The sequence below is a fragment of the Flavobacterium restrictum genome (assembly GCF_007097245.1).
In the GTDB taxonomy this organism is placed as follows: Bacteria; Bacteroidota; Bacteroidia; order Flavobacteriales; family Flavobacteriaceae; genus Flavobacterium; species Flavobacterium restrictum.
Genome location: NZ_VJZT01000012.1, coordinates 47,303 through 72,571 on the forward strand (window position 1 = coordinate 47,303; position 25,269 = coordinate 72,571).

Genomic DNA, 25,269 nt, shown 5'->3' on the forward strand with positions numbered 1-25,269 from the left:
TTTTTATTCTTTTTCACGACCAAATCGTTCAAAAATATTAACATAGGTATTGAACTGGATTTTGTTTTTGTTGTAAAACGCTACATCTTTACTTTCTTTCATCACGGTCAATAAACTGCGATAACGCTCAATATCGGTTATAATATCAATTGCGATATCAGTTTGTTCAGATGGGGCTAATTTGCTGTAATAGTTAAGATTTTCTTGGTATTTTTGAATTAATTTATTCAAAAGATCGTGTGCTTTTCCAGTTTCGCCCACATCATAATACCCTTTGGCAAAAGGTTCTAAAAGGGAGTAATATCCAAATTTCTCCAACGGCATTTTGTCCATAGCCAAATCAATAATTTGTTTTGCTTTGTCCAATTTTCCTTCCAGAATTAATTGATTCATTAATCGAGACAAGTACGAACGGTAATTGATACTGTTTTTTCTCGTTTCGGGATCGTGGTAAATGGTAAGGCTTTCGCTGTTGCCCCAGTCCATTTTCATGATATTGGCGTACATTTTGTCAGAATCAATCATTCCCATATCAAGCGGGCTGCCGTCTTTAGGAAACGTTGTTTTTAGGGGCACTAATTTATAAGCCATTCCTACAAGTTGAAGGTAATCCTTCATCCATAGAAAATCTTCGGCATCATAGGCACCGGTGCTAAAATAAATGGGTCTTTTCCAGTTGTTATTGGCAATAATATCAAGCATCATCAACCTATTTTTGTACAAAGCGCTTCCTTTGATGTCGATATCAATATAAGGAACGATAGAATCATTGTATTTTGAAGCCACAACTTTGTTTTTGATGATTTCATTTTTATCAACCGGAATTCTAATTTTATTGGTTGGGAAAAAATGAATCGTTTGTCCGTTTTGCAATTCAACGGTCGATTTTGGATTTTTAATAAACCGAATCAAATCTTTCAGATCCCAGCGGCTTTCGACTTTTTGAATATAAGCTACATAATCCAATTTATCGCCCACATAATCCTCGTGATTAAAGGAAATAGGCAAAGGTTCAGCATCGTAGGTTTTGGTTTTCATTTGGTCAATATACCAATCGGTCATGAAGAGGCTCGTGTTCACAATTTTTACATCGGTTCTTACTTTTTCAATTTCTTGGGCGTACCAAAGTGGAAAGGTATCGTTGTCACCAATGGTAAATAATATGGCATTAGGATCGCAGGAATTCAAGTAGGCTTTTGCCAATGCTACTGCGGTGTAGCGATTAGAGCGATCGTGATCATCCCAGTTTTGAGAAGCCATAAGCACCGGAGCGGCAAGTAAACTAGCGGCAATTAATACTGGACCAGCGATTTTTGGAGCCAAGTATTTTTGGGCACTTTCGTACAAAGCATAGACTCCAAATCCAATCCAAATAGCAAATACATAAAAGGAGCCTACCAAGGCATAGTCTCTTTCTCGTGGTTCAAAAGGGCGTTCGTTCAAGTAAATTTTAAGCGCAATTCCTGTAAATAAAAACAAGGCTAAAAGCACATAAAAACTTTTTAAATCCTTATTGGCATGATACATTAATCCTATGAGCCCCAGCAAAAATGGCAGAAAAAAATATACATTTCGTCCTTTGTTATTCAGAACATCCGAAGGCAAATTGTCTTGCGAACCCAAGTGCAGTTGATCCATAAATTTGATACCGCTAATCCAATTTCCGTCGAGATTGTCGTATTTTCCTTGAACATCACTTTGTCGTCCTACAAAATTCCACATCAAATACCTCCAATACATATACCCAAATTGGTATTCGAACATAAAACTTAAATTATCAACTGTAGTTGGTTTTTCGATGATTAAAAAATCGCCATAACTCTTTAAAAACTTCACATAACCTTCGTTGTCAATTTGTTTTTGAGCATAAGCAGTTCTGAATTCGGCTACTGTTTTTTCTATTTCATTGCGCAATTGTGCTGTCGCTTTATTGAGTTCTTCTTCGGTCAATTGACTTGGATCCACACCATATTTAGGCAAATCATCTTCGTAAGCATAATCAGGATTTATTTTGAATGCAGGCGGATTGGTAAAATTCATATAGTTTTCTACATGCTCCGTGCTCCACAATCTTGGCAAAATCGTTTTTTGATTGTCGTCGCTGTTTTGTTCCGCTTTGATGTAGTTATTTACAATGACATATTTACCGGTTTTGTAATCTCTTTCGTAGTTGGGTGCTTTGTCTAAATAGGGATTGTTTTTGTCCAAACCTCCAAAAGTCTCGGTGTATTGCGGGCCATAAAACAATGGATTTGATCCGTATTGTTCCCTGTTATAATACGCAAGAACCTCTCTAGCATCCGATGGTTTGTTCTCATTGATAACAACATTCGCATTGGCACGAATAGGCAACATCATCCAAGTAGAGAATCCTATCAAAATAAACAAAACACACAAAATCAATGTATTGTACTGCACAAGTCCTTTGTCATGCGTGAATTTTAATCCAAAATAGAAAAAAGCAATTAGCAATAATGCTACTGCAATAGTTCCTGAATCAAAAGGCATTCCTAAATCGTTGACCATAAAAACTTCGGTTTTACCAAAGAAAGCCATCGTTAACGGAAGCAACAATTTGAATATAAAAAGCAATATAGAAACCACTACGACATTAGCAATTATAAAATTCTTGAGGGTGACTACTTTATAATGCTTAAAAAAGTATAAGAAACCAATAGCTGGAATCGTCAATAAAGCCATAAAATGCACCCCAAACGAAAGTCCAATAACTAACGAAATAATAAGCAACCATTTATTACCTCTTGGCGTATCCATATCCTGCTCCCAGCGCAATCCAAGCCAAAAAAGTAAGGCAATAAACAGGGAGGCCATAGCATATACCTCGGCTTCAACGGCATTGAACCAAAAACTATCCGAGAACGTGTAGGCCAAGGCGCCCACCATCGAACTCCCAAGTATCACAATGGCATTACTTTGTGTCAATTCCTCGGTAGCTATAGCTTCTGGATTTGAATTTGTAATGCGGACAATGATTTTTTTCAAAATCATGGAACTAGACCAATACATAAACAATATGGCAAAAGCACTCGAAAAAACAGACATCATATTTACCATCAAAGCAATATGTTTATCATCTATGGCAAACATTGCAAAAAAAGCGCCTATCATTTGAAACAAAGGAGCTCCAGGTGGGTGACCAACCTCTAGTTTTGCTGCCGTAGCAATATACTCGCCACAATCCCAAAAACTCATAGAAGGTTCAACGGTGAGAGTATAGGTTAGTAATGCGATCCCAAATGCCAACCAACCTAAAATTGTATTCCACTTATTGAAATTGAATGTTGCCTTATTCATGTAGTAAAAATTGTTTTATTTTTGAGTTACAAAGAAAATGTTTTTTTGTGTAACGATACAATCATTAACAATTTTTTCTAAAAAAGTATTTCTAGAGGGTAACTTTCTGAAAGCAAGTTATTTCTAATTTTCAACACAACAGTTTTCGATTTAAAATATTTTTTTTTGAATAAAAAGCGTTCAAAAATTTGTACAACTTAAAATTTGTTATAAATTTGCACTCGCTTAACAGCAACGAAATTGGTCTATGGTGTAATGGTAACACAACTGTTTTTGGTGCAGTCTTTCAAGGTTCGAGTCCTTGTAGACCAACAAAAAAAACCTCTCAAAATTTTGAGAGGTTTTTTTATGCTTTTTTTTAAGGTTTTAAAGAACTTATATTTTAAATGTAATTACTGGTTTTACGGTATGATTCACAAGATCTTCGGTGATACTTCCGTTAAAAAAATGAGCTAATCCTGTGCGTCCATGACTGCAAATCCCAATCAAATCAGCATTGATACTATTGGTAAAATTGATAATTCCTTTTTCGATGTTCGAATCGTTATAGGTTTGCAAAGTATAGTTTGAAATATCAAATTCAGCTATAAAATCATTCATGATTTTAGTCGCCACAGATGTAGTTTTAAAACTATTTGGCGTACAAATCATCACTAAATTTATCCTTGCGTTAAATAACGCAGCAAATTCAATCATTTTTCGGAACGGTTTTTTGGACTCTTTAGAAAAATCGGAAGCAAAAACAAAGTCGGAAGTAATGAAATCGCCGTGGTCTTTTTTAATAACCAGCACTGGAATAGTAGACAGCCGAACTACTTTTTCAGTATTAGACCCTATAAATATCTCTTCCATGCCTGCTACACCATGCGAACCCATTACAATTAAATCTACTTCGTTTTTTTTAGTATAATTCAATATTCCCGAAAAAGCCTTCTCAAATTGAACCACTTCTCTAATTACAATTCCGTCTAAATAAGGGCTGCTTTTGATTTTTTCAAAAGTTTCATGTGCCTTTCTCATAAACAACATCACTTCGGGAATACTGGCACCGCCGGTTGTAGCGTCACTCATTTGCCCTGGCAATTCCAGCATGTGAAGCAAAGCAATTTCGGCATTATTGTTTTTTGCAATTTGGGCTGCCACTTTTAATGCGTCTTCGGCATAGGCAGAAAAATCGGTTGGGACTAAAATTCGTTTCATAATTTAGGGGTTATTTCATGAGAAAATCCTTTATTTTAAATCTACTTTAAAGATAAGAAATATTTTTACAGCAATCAAATATTTTGATTTATAAAAAAACACTATATTTGCACCGTTATTTATTAAAACTTAAGTAATGAGGGGACTAATGTCCCCTCTTTTTATAAAAATATGACATTTAAAGAAAAGGTAAATACGGTATTAGAAGAATGTCTTTTGGATAAGCCATCAATTTTTTTAATTGACTTAATCATAACAGATTCCTTTAAGGTAATCGTGAATTTAGATGGCGACAATGGGGTTGCTTTGCAAGATTGCATTGATGTAAGTCGTGCAATTGATGCCAATTTGGACAGAGAAGAGCAAGATTATTCTCTAGAAGTAGCGTCAGTTGGAGTGGGTTCGCCTTTAAAAATGATTCGCCAATATAAAAAAAACGTTGGCAGAACGTTAATTGTTAAGACAACAACTCAAAATATCGAAGCCGAAATAATAGAAGCTACCGATGATTTTATAATTTTGTCTTGGATGGCTAGAGAACCCAAAAAAATAGGAAAAGGAAAAGAAACGGTGCAAAAAACACAGGAAATTCCCTATTCAGAAATAAAAGAAGCAATTGTTACAGTAACATTTTAATTAAAGAGTTCGCATGGAAAATTTAGCATTAATCGATTCATTTTCAGAGTTTAAAGACGATAAACTTATTGATCGTGTAACGCTTATGGCAATTTTAGAAGATGTATTTAGAAATGCATTGAAAAAGAAATACGGTTCAGATGATAATTTTGACATCATTATAAATCCTGACAAAGGAGATATGGAGATTTGGAGACGAAGAGTAATCGTTGCGGACGAGGACTTGGATTTTGAAAATGAAGAAATCACATTGACCGAAGCTAGAAAAATAGAAGCCGATTTTGAAATTGGCGAAGAGGTTTCAGAAGAAGTAAAATTAATTGATTTAGGTAGAAGAGCTATTTTGGCCTTGCGCCAAAACTTGATTTCAAAAATACACGAACACGATAACACCAATCTTTACAAGCAATTTAAAGATATTATTGGTGATATTTATACTGCCGAAGTGCATCACGTACGCCCAAGAGTAGTTATTCTTGTGGATGACGAAGGGAATGAAATCGTGTTGCCAAAGGAAAAACAAATTCCATCTGACTTTTTTCGTAAAGGCGATAATGTACGTGGAATTATAGAAAGCGTTGAATTAAAAGGAAACAAACCTCAAATTATTATGTCTAGAACTTCGGAGAAGTTTTTAGAAAAATTATTTGAACAAGAAATCCCAGAGGTTTTTGACGGTTTGATTATGGTTAAAAACGTAGTTCGAATCCCAGGCGAAAAAGCAAAAGTAGCCGTAGATTCTTATGACGATAGAATTGATCCAGTAGGAGCTTGTGTAGGTATGAAAGGATCTCGTATTCACGGAATTGTTCGAGAATTAGGGAACGAAAATATTGACGTTATCAATTACACCAGCAACATTCAATTGTTCATCACTAGAGCCTTAAGTCCTGCCAAAGTATCTTCAATCAAAATTAATGAAGAAACCAAAAGAGCCGAAGTTTTCTTGAAATTAGAAGAAGTTTCTAAAGCAATTGGTCGTGGTGGTCACAATATAAAATTAGCAGGATTATTGACAGGATATGAATTAGATGTTATTCGCGAAGGCGATATTGCTGGAGCTACTGCTGATGATGACGATGTTGAATTAACAGAGTTTTCGGATGAAATTGAAGACTGGGTTATCGAAGAATTTGCAAAAATTGGTTTGGATACTGCCAAAAGCATCTTGAAACAAGACGTCGATGATTTGGTAAGAAGAACAGACCTAGAAGAGGAAACAATTCTAGATGTAATTAGAATATTGAAAGAAGAATTTGATAGTTAATCAAATCTTCTAGCAACACAACAAAAAAGGTAATAATAAAAAGGTTTTATGTCTGAAGAGAGAGTAATAAGAATAAACAAGGTTTTAAGGGAATTAAATATTTCGTTAGAAAGAGCTGTGGATTATCTAAAAGATAAAGGTATTGCTATTGACGCAAACCCAAACACAAAAATCTCTGATAAGGAATTTAATATCCTACAAAGTCAGTTTGCAGGCGACAAGGGGAACAAAGAAGCTTCGAAAGAAGTGGGCGAAGAGAAAAGGAAAGAAAAAGAAGCCCTTAGGGTAGAACGTGAAAAAGAAATTGAAGACAAACGTAAAGTCGAAGAGGAGCGTTTGAAACAACAAGAAGTCATCAAAGCGAGAGCGGTGGTAACTGGACCAGTACAAGTTGGGAAAATTGATTTAAACCCAAAAAAACCAACCGTAATTGTTCCCACCCCAGCTCCTGTTGCTGTTGCTGTAGAAAAAAAGGAAATAGCAGTAGTTGCACCAGTACAAGAAGCAAATCCTGTAACTCCAAAGGAAATTACTCCAGAGAAAATTGTTTCAGACAAAAAAGAAATAAAACCAATTCCTGGTATCAAAGAGATTAAGAAAGCAGTAGCTGCACCAATTATTCCAAAAGAAAAAGAGGTCGTAAACACTACTACAACCACTGATGAAGCGCCAGTTGATGAAACCATAACAACGCAATACCAAAAACTTTCTGGTACTACTTTAACTGGTCAAGTAATTGATTTATCGCAATTCAACAAACCGAAAAAGAAAAAAGAAGAGCCTAAAATTACACCTAACAAGCCTGGAGTTCCCGGAGCAGCTGGTGCTAATAATGCCAACAAAAATAAACGCAAAAGAATTGCACCTAAACCAGGAGCACCAAGACCACCTGCAATACCAGGAGTTCCAGGTGCACCTAATCCTAACAAAATCACCCCAAACACGGGTGGCGGAGGTTTTAATGCCAACAGAAGTGCTCGTCCTGGTTTTGTAAAAGGAAACCGACCTGCAATTGTGGCCAAAGTAGAACCTACAGAAGAGGAAGTAAAAAACCAAATCCGTGAAACGCTAGAAAAATTACAAGGAAAAGGCGGTAAATCAAAAGCGGCAAAATACAGAAGAGACAAAAGAGACACGCACCGTCAAAAATCGGATGACGAGCAAAGAGCTCTTGACGAAGGAAGTAAAACCATTAAAGTTACTGAATTTGTTACCGTTGGCGAAATTGCCATCATGATGGATGTGCCAATTACCAAAGTAATTGGAACTTGTATGTCACTTGGAATCATGGTAACCATGAACCAACGTTTGGATGCAGAAACCTTAACTATCGTTGCCGATGAATTTGGCTACGAAGTAGAATTTATAACAGTTGATATCGAAGAAGCCATTCAAGTAGTGGCAGATAGAGAAGAAGATTTAGTCTTTAGAGCACCTATCGTTACCGTAATGGGTCACGTCGATCACGGTAAAACCTCGCTACTAGATTACATTCGTAAAGAAAACGTAATCGCAGGCGAGTCAGGAGGAATTACACAACATATTGGTGCCTATGGAGTAACTTTGGACAATGGTCAAAAAATTGCATTTTTAGACACACCTGGGCACGAAGCGTTTACTGCGATGCGTGCACGTGGAGCACAAGTTACCGATATTGCAATTATTGTAATCGCTGCCGATGATGACATCATGCCGCAAACCAAAGAAGCTATCTCTCACGCTCAAGCTGCGGGAGTACCAATTATTTTTGCAATCAATAAAATTGATAAGCCGAATGCTAATCCAGAAAAAGTAAAAGAACGATTAGCGGGTATGAACTTACTAGTAGAAGACTGGGGAGGGAAAATTCAATCTCATGATATCTCTGCCAAAGTTGGAACAGGCGTAAAAGAATTATTAGAAAAAGTATTACTAGAAGCCGAATTGTTAGATTTAAAATCAAATCCAAACAAAGCAGCACAAGGTACCGTTGTCGAAGCATTCTTGGATAAAGGAAAAGGATACGTATCTACCATATTAGTACAACACGGAACCCTGAAAATAGGCGATTATATGCTGGCAGGAAAACATCATGGTAAAATCAAAGCCATGCATGACGAAAGAGGACATATTGTTACCGTAGCAGGACCATCAACTCCAGTATCCGTATTGGGACTTGACGGAGCAGCAACTGCAGGGGATAAGTTCAATATTTTTGAAGATGAAAAAGAAGCCAAACAAATCGCCTCTAAACGTTCTCAATTAATGCGTGAACAATCCGTACGTACGCAACGACACATTACATTAGACGAAATTGGACGTCGAATTGCGTTGGGTCAATTTAAAGAATTGAACATCATCCTTAAAGGTGACGTGGATGGATCTGTTGAAGCTTTGTCCGATTCGTTCTCTAAATTGTCTACCGAAGAAATTCAAATCAACATTATCCACAAAGGAGTTGGAGCCATTACAGAAACTGATGTTATGTTAGCTTCCGCATCTGATGCCATTATTATTGGATTTAATGTTCGTCCTGCTGGAAATGCAAGACAATTGGCCGACAAGGAAGAAATTGACATCCGTTATTATTCAATCATTTACGCCGCTATAGACGACTTGAAAGATGCAATGGAAGGAATGCTTGCTCCTGAAATGAAAGAAGAAGTGTTAGGTACTGCCGAAATTAGAGAGATCTTCAAAATCTCTAAAGTAGGTTCTATCGCTGGTTGTATGGTTATGGACGGTAAAATCCAGAAATCAGCCAAAATCCGTATCATTCGTGAGGGTGTAGTTGTATTTACAGGCGAGCTTTTAGCACTGAAACGTTTCAAAGATGATGTTCGTGAAGTAGCCAAAGGATACGATTGTGGTATTCAAATAAAAGGATACAACGACATCGAAGAGCGCGATGTTATAGAAGCCTACCATGAAGTAGCCATCAAAAAGAAATTGAAATAAAATAGTTCCTATTTATAAAAAATCCCGATTGCTCGGGATTTTTTTGTTATAACAATTTACTAATCAAGGTTTAATAGTCAAAAAAAGGTGCTATTGTACCAATACTGTTTATAAAATAGTCCAATCTACACGCACTTTTTATTCAGTACTTCTCAAAAATAATTCCGTAGCGAAAACTATGCAATAATTTTTTCATTGTCTCTAAAAAAATAAATTACTCATAACCTGTCACTAGCAACAAATGCTATTAGCAATTATTTGAAGATATAACGTTACCAAACAATTTCTAATTCACTTCCTTTTTTTAAAACAACCTTTTGGGTTTTATTGCCCGAAATAAGTGTCGTTTCACCACCATTTTTAGAAAAAACAGTTACTTTTTTTAGCGTTTTTGCATTCCATTCCATCGCAATCTCAAATCCTCCACGAGCGCATATTCCTTTTATAGCACCACTTTCCCAAGCATCGGGCAAAGCAGGTAATAATCGGATTTCAGTTTCATTGGATTGCACCAACATTTCGGCAACAGCAGCCGCTCCTCCAAAATTGCCATCAATTTGAAACGGCGGATGCGCATCGAATAAATTGGGATACGTCCCTCCTCCCCGTCTTGGTGTGTCTGTTTTTTTGCCATCAGGATCCACATATTTGAGTAATTCTCGGTACATTTTGTAGGCATGATTACCATCCCACAATCGTGCCCAAAGATTAATACGCCAACCCTTGGACCAACCTGTGGTTTCGTCGCCTTTTATTTCCAACGTTTTTTGGCAGGCGTTTGCTAATTCTGGCGTTTGTAATGGTGTGATATGATTGCCTGGAAAAAGTCCAAACAATTGTGACTGGTGACGGTGTTTTGGATCTTGATCGTTCCAATCGAAATACCATTCTTGCAAGTTTCCTTTTTGCCCAATTTGGTAGGGATGCAGTTTTGAAAGTGCGGTTTCGAGTTTTGTTCTAAATTCCGCATCGATATTCAATACTTTTGAAGCCTTAATAGTTTTATCAAAACATTCTCGGATCATTGCTAAATCAGCAGTTCCGCCGTATAAAGTGGCACCCACAAAACCAACAGGAGTGCGGTATTGATTCTCTGGCGAGGTCGATGGCGATGTAATTAAATTACCATTTTTGTCTTCAACCAACCATTTTAAGCAAAATTGTGCTGCGCCTTTCATAATTTCGTACCCTTCATTTTGAAGGTACTTTTTGTCTTGCGTAAACACGTAATGTTCCCAAATATGAGTACTCAACCACGCTCCTGCCATATTCCAGCACGCCCACATGGGTTCTTCTTTTCCAAATTGCCCGACAGGATTAGTCATCGCCCAAATATCCGAATTATGAGCTGCAGCCCAACCCTCGTCCACTCCATAAAATGTCTTGGCGGTCACTTTTCCAGTTACCGATAGGTTTTTGATAAAACTCAAAAGCGGCAAATGCATTTCGGAAAGATTAGTGTTTTCGGCAAGCCAATAATTCTCTTCCAGATTGATATTCATCGTATAATTACAACTCCATGGCGGGTTCAAATGTGGATTCCAAAGTCCTTGCAAATTCGCAGGAACTCCTTGGGTTCTGGAACTACTAATGAGCAGATAACGACCATAATTGAAATACAAAACTTCTAGATTTTTATCTTCTTTTGCTTCGGAATAGCGCAATAATCGTTCGTTAGTAGGCAAATTGGGAGCGGTTGTTTTTCCTAAATCTAAACGCACTCGATTGTAAAACTTTTGATAATCTGCAATATGAGCCTGTTTTAATTTGTCGAATGATTTTGCAAATGCTTTGTTTAAATTAGCTAATGCAATCGCTTTATCATTAAGGCCTTCGGTTGCGGGATTTTTATCAAACCCATTAAAACTGGTTGCAATGGATACATAAATCAAGGCTTCTGTGCCGTTTTTCAAACCCAAACTTGTATTTGTGCTTACAATTGTACCATCAGTATTTTTAATTTTCATCAAAGTGGTAAAGCGAGTTCCTCTGTTTTTTTCCAAAAGAAAAGAAGGTATCACTTGATATCCTGGATTTTCATGAATAGGCGCAACACCATTCATTGTAAGTATATTATTTTTAGTTGTTGTTTTGAATTGCACTAAACTACTAGAATTTATATCAAAATTCAAAGCTCCTTTTTGGCTGCTTGTCAATTTGATAACCATAATTTGGTCTGGTGCCGAAACAAAATATTCGCGGGTATATTTTACGCCGTCCATTTCATAACTGACTTTGGAAATTGCTTTGGAAATATCCAATTCTCGGTAATAATTAAAAGCTTTCTCCGTATGATGATTGTCAATTTCCATTGTCCCCAAAGGCGAATAGGATTCGGAATTCTTTCCTTGCAACTTTTTATTCAATTCTTCGGCGAGTTTGTAATTTTCGTTTTGTAATGCTTCTCGAATGGCTGGAATATTTTTATAGGCCTCGGGATTCATGTTTGCATTTACTGGTTCTCCCGACCAAAGTGTGATATCGTTCAGCTCTATTTTATCTGTATTAATTCCACCAAAAACGGTAGCTCCCATTTTTCCATTTCCCAAAACTAGGCTTTCTTCAAAGAAATCGGCGGGTTGGTTGTACCACAAAACGTGATTGGATTGGGCTTGTATTTTTTCTGAAAAAGAGAAAATGACAAAAACGGCAAATAAAGTTTTCAAAAGGCTAGTTGTCCTATTTTTATACATTAATTCTGAATTGTATTTATTTGGCTAAAGCCTATTTGATCTTCATTCTTATTCCTCCAGCTAAAGCTGGAGGCAATTCAAAACACAACAAAAAAAGAGGAATTAAAAGCTATTTTTCAGGCTTGTAAACAAAATTTTTGAATGTGACTTGCCCTTCACCAACTGCCGAAAGTCCTAATCGAAGACTCATAAAACCACTTAAAACATTGTGATTGAAAGAAGAAACTTCCGCAGAATTTTCAATTTTAACCCACTCTTTTCCATCACTACTATAAAACATATTCACGAGTTGTTCTTTCTTTTCCAAGCGAAGAAATAAATGCCTTTTGTTTATACCTTTTTGAGTAGAAAATTGCCAAGATCGGAGTATGGCCAATACATTTTCCTTATCTGCGGCAATTCCTGTATAAAGTTTACTATCATAAAAAAGGATAAGACCCGCTGTGGCACTACCCTCAATGGTTACTTCTACTTGGGCGGTGTAGGAATGATTTGAGGGAGTACATAAAAGTGGCGAACTATCACCAATATTGTTTCCTTTTCCTTTAATTACAATCCCGTTTTCGGTAAGTTTAAACCTGTTTTCGTTGTATTCATCAAAAAATTGCCATTGCGGTTTAAGTTCCGCACTTAAAAAAGAATCAGAAAGCGAGAAATTATTTTTAATAGATTGTCCTGCCGGTTTTTTTATGGGCTCTTGGGTTTTAATACTTTCAGGAGTTTTATACCAACCATCACTTGTCCATTCTAAAGGTTGCAAAAGTGTTTGACGACCCATATTGTAAAAATCCTTTTCATAACCGTGAAAAACCATCCACCATTTTCCGTTGCTATCATCAATTAGTGTTGCGTGACCTTTCGACCACCATTTTTCCGAACTTTCGTTTGTTCTAATAATCGGATTGTATGGCGAATTTTCCCATGGTCCTAAAGGCGATTTGGATCTTGCCGAAATTACCATATGACTAGTAGCTGGGCCAGCAGTACCTCCTTCTGCTACCGTAAGGTAGTAATATTCTCCATGCTTTACTATTTTTGGTCCTTCCATACAAAAACATTCTATAGACCAGTCTTTTGGAATTTTCCATCCATCATAAACATGTTTCCCATCACCGGCAACAGAAAGTCCATCTTTGGATAGTGGAACATAATTCCCATTACTGAAATAGAGGTATCGATTTCCATTTTCATCTACAAAATGTCCTGGATCTATATTCCCAATTTTTAAATCTATCGGTTCACTCCAAGGACCATTTATAGCATCAGCCCAAACAACATAATTAGTTTCGTTTGCAGGAAAGTAAATATAAAACGTATTATTATATTTAACCAAATCAGGAGCCCATACCGAACCAACACTTTTTTTGAGAGCGTGTGTAACTGGTTTCCAGTTCAATAAATCTTTGGAAGACCAGATTAGTAATCCCGGATAATAATTAAAAGAAGAATGTACAATGTAATACTCTTCTCCATCTCTAATTATTGATGGGTCAGGATAATCTCCTGCAAATATTGGATTTTGATAAAATTCGCTATTTATTTTCGCACTTTGTTGCTGTGCATTAGTGGCAAATGAGAGAAAAAACATAACTATTAGAATCGTTTTTTTCATGCTTGAAATTATTTGCTAACCTTATATTTTTCGTTTGCTGTAATCATTTCCCAATCATCGGTTCTGAAAGGGGAAGCCGGGAATTTTTCTTTATTGAAAAGATTGATTTCTGTATCATCATCAGCCCAACCGTAATGCACTGCAATAGGATTTTGTACCATTTGGCTGTAAACGATTACTTTATTGTTTTTAATAATTGCTTTTGCAGTATAAAAAACTTTATCGGCTCCAGCGATTTCAAATCCTTTTAAAATTCCATTTTGGTCTGATGTTGATAAGCCGCTGCCGAGGTTGTCAAAGGTTAAAATAATTTGGTCGCCTTTTACTTCTTGAGATTTATATGTTGGGCCACTATACACTCTCTTTTTGCCATAATTATTGTTCAAAGCAATTACTGCTAAACGAAGTCCAACGTCTTGTTTGTTTGTGGGATGAATGTCTTTGGCATTACCAATGTCTGTTGTCACCGCCATTCCTGTATTTGGCAATTGCAATGTTTGGGTTTGCGTTTCACGAAGTTCTGCCCATCGACTACCCACTTTACTGTTTCCGTTAAACTCATTGAAAGTGGATAATTGTACAAAATAGAAAGGGAAATTACCTTGATTCCATTGGGTTCTCCAATCGTTTATCAGTAGTGGAAACGCGGTTTTGTATTCTTTGGCTCTCCAGACATTAGCTTCACCTTGATACCATAAAACGCCCTGAAACGCATACGGAATTAACGGGTTTACCATGGCATTGTACAATAATGAAGGATAACTATTGGGTGACAATGCTGTTTTTACAACAATCACTTTGTATTTCCATTTTCCTTCCAATGGCAGGATTTTGTTACCAAGAGTCAATTTTAAATCTGCTGCGTCTCCATAAATTCCGCCACCTCCAGAATTATCAACAACCCTCACGGCGATGACATTGACCCCTTCTTTCAAAATAGTAGCAGGAACCGAATACACTCTTTTGGTTTCCCAGATGGTATTGCTTCCCACCTCAATTCCGTTTACGTACGTGATGTCTTCATCATCAATTTTTGACAAATAGAGAATCGCTTCTTTTTTGGCATCTTCAGCGGAAAGTGTTATGGTTTTTCGCATCCAAACTACGCCATCTAAATCCCCTAATGGCTGATTTTCCCACAAGCCAGGAACATTGAGTTCGCCCCAATTGGAATCATTACATTCTAGTGTTTTAAAAGTATTTTCTCCGTCAGCACTAACTTTTGAATCTTGAATTTTTTCCACTCGTTCTCGCATTGCTTTGGCATAACTTTTTGAAAGTGAATCAATGTCAATAGTAGGCACGTCAGCAATCATTGCTTTAAAGTCATCGCTTTTTTCGAATGCTTGGCGGCTTGTCCAGGTTTCTACGCAAGTGCCACCCCAAGAGGTGTTGATGATTCCGATTGGAACTTTCAATTCAGCGTATATCTTTTTGGCAAAAAAGAAACCCACAGCGGTAAAATCTTTTATGTTTTCTTTGTTAGCAACCACCCATTTCCCTTGTTTTAAATCCTCTTTTGGTGTGCCACTCAAATCTTGGGCTACCCCAAAATGGCGAATCATTGGATAATCCGAATCGTCCATTTCTACTTTGGCATTCATCGTTTTATACATCTGGAATTCCATATTGGATTGACCGCTACAAATCCAAACTTCGCCAACCAAAACATCCTTAATGACGATTTTATTTTTGCTTGTAATGGTCAATTCAAAAGGCCCTCCTGCTTTTTCGGAATCCAATCGAAGGATCCATTTTCCGGTTGCATCGGCGGTGATGATTTTGGTTTGTTTATTAAAATGAACTGCTATTTTTTCATTGGCAGCTGCCCAACCCCAAACTGGAATTGGCTTGTTGCGTTGTAAAACCATTCCATCCGAAAATAATAAAGGCATTCGAACATTGGCATTGGCAAAAATGCTACAAACTAAAAAAAGAAATACAAACTTTTTCATTTTACCTTATTTAATAGTTACAGTAACTTCTTTTTTAATATCACGGGATGAACTTCCTAATTTCAGGGTATAATTTCCGGGTTCTACCGTCCATTTTTTGGTAGCTACATTATAGTATGCTAATTCTTTTACTGGAATTGTAATGCTTATGGTTTGTGATTTTCCTGCTGCTACTGATACTTTTTGGAACCCTTTTAATTCTTGTGCAGCACGTGTAATTTTCGAATCTGATTTAGCAGTATACAATTGTACTACTTCTTTACCATCCACTTTTCCAGTATTTTTAACGGTTACAGCTACCGTAATTGTTTCATTCGCAGCGTATGATTTCTTGTCTGTTTTGGCATTTTCAAAAGCAAAAGTAGTGTAGGACAATCCGTAGCCAAAAGGATAAAGAGGCTCTATTTTTTTAGTATCAAACCAACGGTATCCTACCAGAATTCCTTCGGCATAGCTGACCGTTTTATCTCCAGGAAAACTGTTTGTGGCATGTGCTGGCGAATCCATAATATTTTTTGGCATTGTCCAAGGTAATTTTCCAGAAGGATTTACTGTTCCTAATAGTACATCTGCTAAGGCATTTCCTCCTTCGGAACCATTGAACCAACTCCAAACCAAAGCATTGGTTTTATTTTTTATTGCTTCAATATCAAAAGGAGCTCCGGCAATCAAAACCACAATCGTTTTGGGATTAACGGCAACTATTTTTTTAATTAATTCTTCTTGTCCAAAAGGGAGATTCAAGTTTCTACGATCAGAAGCTTCGGTTTCATAATCACGGTTGGAACCTGCAAAAACAATGGCGACATCTGAATTTTTAGCAGCTTCTATGGCTTCCTCTAATTTAGCAGGATCCAATTGGTCAATTGTTACCGGACCGTTCATGGTAATATCTCCTAAATTTCCTTTATTTTTTACTTCATAACGCTCTAAATATCCTTCGGCATAATTGATTTTGATGGTGTTTGACAATCTGTTTTTCAAACCTTCCAAAGGCGTAATTTCTCTTTTTGTTTTAACGCCTGCACCAAAACCACCCAAAGCATTTTTCTTAGTTGCATTGTTTCCAATAACAGCAATAGATTTTATTCCGTCCAGTTTCAAAGGCAAGGCATTATTTTCGTTTTTCAACAAAACTATGGCTTCCGAGGCTATTTTATAGGCATCTTGATAATGAGCTTCGGTAGCAATACTCCCTTTAGCACGATCACTAGCTCCTATTGCTTTTACTTGAAATAAGGTTTTTAATATTCGTCTTACGTGAATGTTGATTTCGGCTTCTGAAATTTCGCCAGCCTTAATTGCTGCGATTAGTTTATCGGCCAAGAAAAAATCGTTGAAAGCTTTTGGAGTTCCCATTTCAATATCCAATCCGTTTTTCAATGTTTTCACGGTAGTATGTACGGCAGCCCAATCCGAAACAACAATTCCTTTAAATCCCCATTCGTCACGTAATATTTTGTTCAACATATAATCATTCTCACATAAATATTCGCCTCTAAACTTGTTATAAGCTCCCATGACACTGTATGCGTGAGCGTCTTTTATAGCCGCTTCAAATGCGGGTAAATATATTTCGCGAAGGGTGCGTTCATCAATTTGTACGTCAACAAAATCACGATTGGTTTCTTGATTATTGGCAGCAAAATGTTTTACGCAAGCCATAACATCATTGTCTTGTAAACCAATAATTAACGGAACTGCTATTTTTTTGTTCAAAAACGGATCTTCAGACATGTATTCATACGTTCTGCCACCAAGTGGTGTTCTGACAATATTTATAGCTGGTGAAAGGAGCATATCTTTCTCTCTAGCACGTAATTCCTGACCTAAACTATTGCCGAAAGTATAGGCTAATTCAGCATTCCAAGTAGCTGATAAACCTCCTCCTGCTGGGTAATACGTTGCAAAATCGTTGTCCCAACCTGCTGCTGACCAGTTATCACGAGAAATTTCTTCCCGAACCCCTAATGGCCCATCTGCCATTTTTAATTCTGGAATACCCAATCGTTTTACGCCACCAGTTGAAAACATACTGTTACCGTGTAGCATGCCTATTTTTTCTTCCAAAGTCATTTTTGAAAGCAACTTGTCAATTTCGGCATCGTATTTAGTGCTTAACGATTTTGCAGGAAGCGTTTTGGTTTGTTTTTTATTTTGCGATTGCGCCTCGTATCCCGACAATAGCATTACCGACAAAAGCGATAATGTGATTATTTTGTTTTTCATAGTTTTTTTATGTTTAAGTAATATCCCCTACCAAAAGTTGAAAAATACTAGGTTATTTATTCCATTTCAATTAGTCACATATAAACAACTGTTTTACCAGCCCTCATTTACTTTGTCTGTTTACAAAGGCTCGTGTGAGCGTGACCAGATTGTCCTTAAGTTAAAGAATTGCCGTTTTTATTTCCCCACAGATTTGGCAGATTTTTTTACTTTTCTCTGCTAAAATGGGTTTACGATACGTACAATTTTATTTTGAAATCCCTTAAACTTAATGACATTGGGCGTGACGCACTCAAGTACCCACAAATATAACTTGATAATTAAAGGATTAAAATTAATTACTGGAATAATTGGTCTAAAATTTATAATTTCTTAAACCGAATGGCTGTTCCTCCAGCTCCGCCTAAATGCAATTTCAATACATCCGAAGCTTTTACCGTTTTTCTTGAAATCGCTACCGCTGATGGATTGTGTGTTTCATCTGTACCTTCGGCATCGGCATAAATCTGTGCTTCGTAAGTGGCTTTGGCATCTAAAAATGACAATGAAATAGCTAAATCTCTAGCTTTTTCATTGGTGATACTTCCTAAAAACCAATCTTGACTATTTCTATCTTTACGAGCCGTGGTAATGTATTGTCCGATTTCTCCATTCAAGACTTTAGTAGTTTCCCAATCTGTTGGGACGTCTTTTAAGAATTGTAAAGCTGGTTTTCCTTCGTAGTTTTCAGGAAGGTCGGCCATCATTTGAATGGGTGCATAAATGGTTACGTATAATGCCAATTGTTGGGCTGTTGTACCGTGAACTCTTTTGCCTGGATAGCCTTGTTTTACCTCCACATCAAAAATCCCTGGTGTAAAATCCATTGGTCCGGAAAGCAGTCTGGTAAAAGGAATAATAGTTAGGTGATTTGGCGGATTTCCTTCGCTCCAGGCATTATACTCTTGCCCTCTTGCTGCTTCTCTCGAAACCATATTGGGATAGGTACGGCGTTCTCCTGTGTCTTTTATAGACTCATGGTATAAAACTGCTAAATCATATTGTGCGGCTTTTTCCAAAACATATCTAAAATAGTTCACTCCAAATTGTCCGAAATGCCATTCTTTCATATTCAATTTAGAACCTACATGACCTATTTTAACCGAATGCATTCCGAGTTTTTTGTATAAAGCAAAAGCATCGTCGATTTCTTTTAGATAATTAATCAAATTTGAACCCGTTTCGTGGTATCCGATAAGTGCCACGTCATTTTTCTTACCGTATTCCACTACTTGTTCCAAGTCAAAATTATCGGCACTTTTTGTAAAACTGAACAGGTGCATTTTATTTTCATACCAAGCGGGTGTCCAACCTTTGTTCCAACCTTCGATTAGCAAATGATGGAATCCTTCTTTGGCAGTAAAATCAATATATTGTTTGGCATGCTCTGTGGTTGCGCCTTGTTTGTCACTTTCCCAAAAAGTGTATTTTCCTATGTGCATTCCCCACCAAATTCCGAAATATTTGTACGGTTTAAAATAACTGGTGTTGGTTAATTTATTGGGTTCGTTTAGATTTAAAATCAAATAAGACGTAATTAAATCGGTAGGTTTTTCGGCAATTTGTAACGTTCTCCATGAAGAAGTGAATGTGTCTTTTACACGAACTTTTACACCATCAGCCCAAGGCACAAGGTCGGATTTAAGTTGTGTACCCGTTGTATTTACCAAAGTCATGCTGGCAAAATCCACCAAATTGGCTTCATGAAAGCTTAATGCTAATCCGCTTTTACTTTCGATAGTTAATGGCGTTAAAACAGTATCTAGCGTACTTACCGGCGCATCCTTAAACAGATATTCGTCACGATTCTCTCTGTTAGCTGGAATCCACCATGCTTTTCCATCTTGTTTCAAGTTGAAAGTTGTTTTTTCATCCATGATGAAAATACTGTCTTTTGTTGCTTGTTTTGGATATACATAACGAAAGGCAATTCCATCATCAAAAGCACGGAACTGGATTTCTAATTTACGTTTTTGATTGTTTTTTTGTTGCAATTGCACCACCATTTGGTTGTAGTGGTTGCGGATTTTTTTCTTTTCGCCCCAAACCTGTGTCCAAGTTTCGTCGAAAGTGGATTTATCGACTTTTATAATTTCAAAATCGGTGGTTAAATTTTCGTTGTTTTTCAACACAAATCCCATATCCGATGGGGTAATTAGCTGTGTTTTTCCGTGAGCAACGGCATATTTTGGAGCGTTATTTACGAGTTCAAACTGAATTTTGTTTTTGCCTTCGGGCGAAGCTAATTCGTATGATTTTGCTTTTTTCCCTTGTGCATTGCTTATTGATACCGCTAGTAATAGCGCAGGAAGTATGAGTTTTTTTATCATTGTATTTTTTTTATAAAAAATCGGGGAACAGACAAACGTATTACCCCGATTTTCAAACTAACCAAACTTATTTATTTTACCCATTCCGTTTTGAAAGTGGTTTTACCATTTAATGGATTTGCTGTTGTTTCAAAATTGCTTCCTTTTTTGGAAACGGTTATCGTTTGTACCGCATCGGTTCCTGGTAAAAATACTTTTGCAGTAGCGGTATTAGTAGTATCTGTAGCGTATACTTTCAAGGTCAATTTGCTCCAATCCATATCTTTGGTCGATTGTGCCAATGCAATATGAGGAATCGCTGAACCGTCTCGAACCAAAACTACGATTGGAATAGCACCCGCTTTGATTTTATGCCATCCGCCTTGGTACACTTGTTTGGTTTGGTAATCAATCCAAGTGCCTGCAGGAAGATAGACATCTCTTTCGGTTACTTCTTCGAATAAAGGAGCGACCAACATGCTTGAACCAAATAAATATTCATTGTCTACCAACCAAGCTCCTGGATCATTTGGATATTCTAGGAATAATGCACGCATCATAGGCAATCCTTTTTGAGAACTTTCTTTGGCTTGCGCATAGATGTATGGCATTAATTCGTAACGCATATTATCGGCGTTTCTAAACCCTTCCAAGAAATCTTTGCTGTACAACCAAGGTTCGCGCGGAGGCTCACCGTGGCTTCTCACATGTGAAGAAAACATTCCGAATGGCGCCCATCTGCGGTATAAATTTTCAGGAGATTTGGTTGCAAATCCTCCTACATCATGGCTCCAGAAACTGAATCCACATAATCCTAATGAAAGTCCACCTCTTAATTCGGCAGACATGGCACCGTTTGTCGTTTCGGCATCACCGCCCCAATGTAATGGGTAACGCTGACTTCCTGCCCAAGTACTTCTTGCCCAAATTAAAGTATACCCTTTTTCTTTTTGAGTGATTTCGGCAACGGCTTTGTTGTAACGCAATGGGTATAAATTATGCTCGTAGAAACCAGTACGACCTGAATTGTAAATTCCGTCTGGTGGTGCAGCTTCTCCAAAATCCACTTTGAATACCGAAACTCCTTGATCAAATAAATGCTTCAATTTAGCCTGATACCAAGTTACTGTCGCTGGATTCGAAAAATCCAATACAGCATCTTCATAAGGAAGGTTTCCTTTACGGTCTCTTACCGCTAGATTTTTGTCCATGATTTCATTGAACAAGGTGTTTTTTGGGCTGAAATAAGGCAATTGCCATAAACACACATGGAAACCATCGTCTTTCATATCCGACATCATTTTCACAGCATCCGGAAAACGGTCTTTAGAGAATTCATAATTGTTTCTCCAATCTACGTCAAACCAACCCGTGTCAAAATGAATTACATCGGTTGGGATTTTATAGGCTCGTAAATCTTTGGCAACTTGACGCCCTTCTTTTTCAGAAAAGTACGTGATACGGCTCATCCAAAAACCAAATGACCAAAGTGGTGGCATTGCTGCTTTTCCAGTCAAATTCGTGTATTCATCTAATATTTCTTTTGGTTCTCCTATAAAGAAAAACAAATCGGCTTCGTCATCGCCAATGTACATTTCGTTGGCACTACCAAAATACCTTCCGAAATCACACGTAATAGGAGTAGAATGGTGCATAAAAACGCCATAACCACGGCTACTCATATAAAACGGAACGGGCTTGTACATGGTTTCGTTTTGGATTCCATTCGCATCATCAGTCCATAAAACTACTTTTTGTCCGCGTTTGTTGAATTGGGTGAATGATTCCCCACAACCAAATATTTTTTCGTCTGGTTCTAAGCTAAAAGCGGCTCCCATACTTCTGGAATAATCGCTGTTTCTACGCACAAACGAAAACGGGAGTGTTGGTGTATAGGTATTTTTAAAATCAGAATCATGTAATGTTCCTGTTAACAATTTACCGTTTTCATCGTATATTTTTACGTGCCAAGGTTTCGTTTGAATTTCAACCGAACCGTGTTTGCTAGTAAATTTATAACCGCCTTCAATTTTAGAATATTTCCATAATTCAGGATGATTTGGAGCCACACCGTCAACGAGCATTAAAGACGTTGCTTCTGGGCGAAATTGTGGTCCAGAAGTTGTTTTTATTCTCAATGTACGGTCTGAAACAAACTGAATTTGGAAAGGCAATTCAGGGGAAGCGGCATATTCCGTAGCAGGAAATTCATTGGCTACAACTGGACCTGGTTTCATCATCATGTTGTTGAACGCCTGACGTGTTTGGTAATTGTAACGCAAGTATTTTACTGTTCCTTTTCCAGTTGCTGGATCAAAACCAGTAAGTTCATCGGCAAAATAAAAGGTATTGAGATAATTCTGAAAATCTTTGCTGATATCCATTGGTGCATTCAGCACATCTGCGTTTTGAATTTGTGCTGACGCTTTTGGTGTCGCAAAAAATCCAAAAAGCATAAAAATGGATAGTTGTAGTAATTGTCGTTTTTTCATTGTTGTTGGTTTTAAGACCTCAACCCTGACAGGGTTTTAAACCCTGTCAGGGTGAGTTGGTTAAATATTTTATTTAATCGTAATTGTTGTTGTACTGCTCTGCAATCCCTTGGCACTAGCGGTTAATTCTAGTTTTCCAGCTTGGTCTCCTGCTTGAATAACGACTAGACATTTTCCGTTTAGCGCAGTGTGTTTTGTTCCTTTGTAGGATTCGTGGCTTACTGGATCTCCGCTACAAACACCAATTATTTTTCCGTTTCCTTTCAAAGAAAATTCAATTTCATTATTGGCATTTGGCACTAAAACTCCATTTGCATCTAAAATAGCAACCGTTACAAAAGACAAATCGTTTCCATCAGCATTAATGGTATTTCTATCCGCAGTTAATTTTAAAAGTGCTGGTGTTTTTGCTGTTTTGATTTCGGTTTCCATAACTATTTTTCCGTTTTTACGAGAAACTGCCTTCAAAGTTCCTGCTTGAAAAGGAATGCTCCATATCACGTGCAAATCGTCTCCTTTTTTGCTACGGACACCAACTGATTTTCCGTTAAGGAAAAGTTCTACGGCATCAGCATTGTTATAGTATGCCCAAACATCTACGTTTTGACCTTCCTTCCAGTTCCAATGCGGAAAAAGATGCAACACCGTTTTGTCTGTCCATTCGCTTTGATACATATAATACACATCTTTTGGGAAACCGGCTAAATCTACAATTCCAAAATACGAACTGATAGACGGCCATTCATAAGGAGTTGGTTCACCTATATAGTCGAAGCCGGTCCAAATGTACATTCCTGCAAGGAAATCGTATTTTTTTATCACTTTCCAAGTCGCTTCATGGGTCGAACCCCAAGGTGCTCTGACTTGATCAAATGCGGATACCGTATAATCTGCATTTCCTGTTGTGAAAGGCAAATCCCAGCGAACTGGCCATACTTTGATAGTATCAGAAGGAAACTCATAATGCCCGCGGGTTTCCAATGCCGAAGTAGTTTCGGTGGCTATGAAAGGAACATTCGGAAAGTTTTCTTGATGGTATTCAAAAGTTTGATGGGCATAATTATAGCCTATAATATCCAAAGCACCCGAAGTAGCTAATGCGTTAAAATAGGTTTTAGACTTTTCAAATTGCAATGTTATTTCGTCAATATTCATATTAACGGCAGGATTCATGGCGGCAGTCACTAATCGTGTAGTGTCTAATTTTTTTACGATTGCTGATAATTCTTTGGCAATTATAACGCCTTCCTCGCTCCATTGTTCTGGAATTTCGTTGCCGATACTCCAAATAAATATACTAGGATGGTTGCGATCTCGAAGGATTTGATCCTGCAAATCTTTGGCGTGCCATTGGTCCCAATATTGGCTGTAATCGTATTTGGTTTTAGCTTTTTTCCACATATCAAATGCTTCGTCCATAACAATGAATCCCATTTTGTCACATAGATCCAAAAGCTCTGGTGCTGGCGGATTGTGTGAGGTACGGATACCGTTAACTCCCATTCCTTTCAAAATTTCCAATTGGCGTTCTATGGCTCTAGTGTTGATGGCAGATCCCAATGGTCCTAAATCGTGGTGCATACAAACCCCTTTGATTTTGACTTGTTTTCCGTTGAGGATAAATCCTTTATCGAGATCAAATTTGAAATTTCGTATTCCGAAAGTCGTTTTATATTCATCAACTATGGTATTGTTTATGACAATCGTAGTAATCGTAGTGTACAATTCTGGTTTTTCTATAGACCATAAAATTGGGTTTTTAACAATTATCTCTTGATTAAGAACTTGATTTGCATTTGCAGCAATGGGTATATTTTGAGTAACCGAAGCTACTTTGGTGTCATTTTTGAAAATTGTAGTTAGAATCGTTGCGCTTTTTGAAGCAGCGTATTGATTTTTAATTGTAGTTTCTAGATGTACCGTAGCACTTTTGGAAGTCACTTTTGATGTTGTAACATAAGTTCCCCATTGTTCTACATGTAATTTATCTGTAGTTTGTAACCATACGTTTCTGAATATTCCTGAACCGGAATACCAACGCGAATTGGGTTGTTTGGAATTGTCAACCTTTACAATTAATTCGTTTATTTTATCTCCGTAATTCAAATAGGGAGAAAGGTCGTATTGAAAACCAATAAACCCGTTGGGACGTTTGCCTAAATAATGTCCGTTGATCCAGACTTGACTGTTTCTATACACACCATCAAAAACTATGGTTGTAATTTTTTCTTTATTTTCAAGAGGAATCTTAAATGTTTTCTTGTACCATCCCAAGCCTCCGTTAAGCGCGCCTCCGCCATAACCAGCAGGGCTTTTTTCATCAAATTCACCTTCAATACTCCAGTCGTGAGGTAGGTTTAAAGTTCGCCAAGTGGTGTTTTTGTTGATCGTATCTTGGTCTTTTATACTGTCGTTCAAATGAAAATTCCAACCGGTATTGAATTTTGTCTTTCTCGACGTGAATTCCGGTTTTCCTTTTTTTGCATTGAATGCAAAAGCGCTAATGACTCCTATAAAGATCATTATTTTAAGGAAGTTGTTTTGGTTTTTCATTGTATTTAGATAAAATTTAATAATTAAACTAC

Annotated in this window: 12 protein-coding genes and 1 tRNA gene; 4 read left to right on the top strand and 9 right to left on the bottom strand. The window is 37.2% G+C overall.

Features of this window, described 5'->3' with window-relative positions; all coding sequences use genetic code 11:
- Positions 1-3 precede the first annotated feature (3 nt).
- Entirely contained in the window at positions 4-3,315 is a 3,312-nt protein-coding gene (locus tag FNW21_RS11690; RefSeq protein WP_144256934.1) for a glycosyltransferase family 117 protein, read from the bottom strand.
- 241 nt (positions 3,316-3,556) lie between these two features.
- Between FNW21_RS11690 and FNW21_RS11695 the strand changes: the two genes are divergently transcribed.
- Positions 3,557-3,627 (top strand) — tRNA-Gln (locus FNW21_RS11695).
- Positions 3,628-3,690: 63 nt separating this feature from the next.
- On the opposite strand, the gene FNW21_RS11700 is transcribed toward FNW21_RS11695, so the two are convergent.
- Complete coding sequence (locus FNW21_RS11700) at positions 3,691-4,515, bottom strand: universal stress protein (protein WP_144256935.1); 825 nt, start codon at positions 4,513-4,515, stop codon at positions 3,691-3,693.
- A gap of 171 nt (positions 4,516-4,686) precedes the next feature.
- On the opposite strand from FNW21_RS11700, the gene rimP reads away from it, so the two are divergent.
- From rimP to infB, 3 genes are read left to right on the top strand one after another with little or no spacing between them, the layout of a single operon-like run.
- A complete protein-coding gene (rimP, locus tag FNW21_RS11705) occupies positions 4,687-5,151 on the top strand; it encodes a ribosome assembly cofactor RimP (RefSeq protein WP_144256936.1) in 465 nt (154 codons plus the stop codon).
- A gap of 13 nt (positions 5,152-5,164) precedes the next feature.
- The gene (gene nusA, locus FNW21_RS11710; protein WP_144256937.1) at positions 5,165-6,418 is read left to right on the top strand and encodes a transcription termination factor NusA; all 1,254 of its coding nucleotides are present in this window, start codon (positions 5,165-5,167) and stop codon (positions 6,416-6,418) included.
- A 48-nt stretch (positions 6,419-6,466) separates the two neighbouring features.
- Entirely contained in the window at positions 6,467-9,355 is a 2,889-nt protein-coding gene (infB, locus tag FNW21_RS11715) for a translation initiation factor IF-2 (RefSeq protein WP_144256938.1), read from the top strand.
- Positions 9,356-9,627: 272 nt separating this feature from the next.
- Here infB and FNW21_RS11720 read toward each other — a convergent pair whose 3' ends face one another.
- From FNW21_RS11720 to FNW21_RS11750, 7 genes are all read right to left on the bottom strand, one after another.
- On the bottom strand, positions 9,628-12,048 hold the full coding sequence (locus FNW21_RS11720; protein WP_144256939.1) for a glycoside hydrolase family 95 protein: 2,421 nt from the start codon (positions 12,046-12,048) through the stop codon (positions 9,628-9,630).
- Positions 12,049-12,157: 109 nt separating this feature from the next.
- Positions 12,158-13,636: a family 43 glycosylhydrolase gene (locus FNW21_RS11725; RefSeq protein ID WP_235889627.1), complete on the bottom strand. Its 1,479-nt coding sequence runs from the start codon at positions 13,634-13,636 to the stop codon at positions 12,158-12,160.
- 32 nt (positions 13,637-13,668) lie between these two features.
- Complete coding sequence (locus tag FNW21_RS11730) at positions 13,669-15,615, bottom strand: sialate O-acetylesterase (RefSeq protein WP_144256941.1); 1,947 nt, start codon at positions 15,613-15,615, stop codon at positions 13,669-13,671.
- Positions 15,616-15,621: 6 nt separating this feature from the next.
- The gene (locus FNW21_RS11735) at positions 15,622-17,844 is read right to left on the bottom strand and encodes a glycoside hydrolase family 3 C-terminal domain-containing protein (RefSeq protein WP_144256942.1); all 2,223 of its coding nucleotides are present in this window, start codon (positions 17,842-17,844) and stop codon (positions 15,622-15,624) included.
- 362 nt (positions 17,845-18,206) lie between these two features.
- Positions 18,207-20,213, bottom strand: a complete 2,007-nt coding sequence (locus FNW21_RS11740) for a glycoside hydrolase family 97 protein (protein WP_144256943.1) — start codon at positions 20,211-20,213, stop codon at positions 18,207-18,209.
- A gap of 71 nt (positions 20,214-20,284) precedes the next feature.
- Positions 20,285-22,684 (bottom strand): glycoside hydrolase family 31 protein, encoded by a 2,400-nt coding sequence (locus FNW21_RS11745; protein WP_144256944.1) that lies wholly within the window; start codon positions 22,682-22,684, stop codon positions 20,285-20,287.
- Positions 22,685-22,753: 69 nt separating this feature from the next.
- Complete coding sequence (locus FNW21_RS11750) at positions 22,754-25,207, bottom strand: glycoside hydrolase family 2 TIM barrel-domain containing protein (RefSeq protein WP_235889628.1); 2,454 nt, start codon at positions 25,205-25,207, stop codon at positions 22,754-22,756.
- Positions 25,208-25,269: the final 62 nt, after the last annotated feature.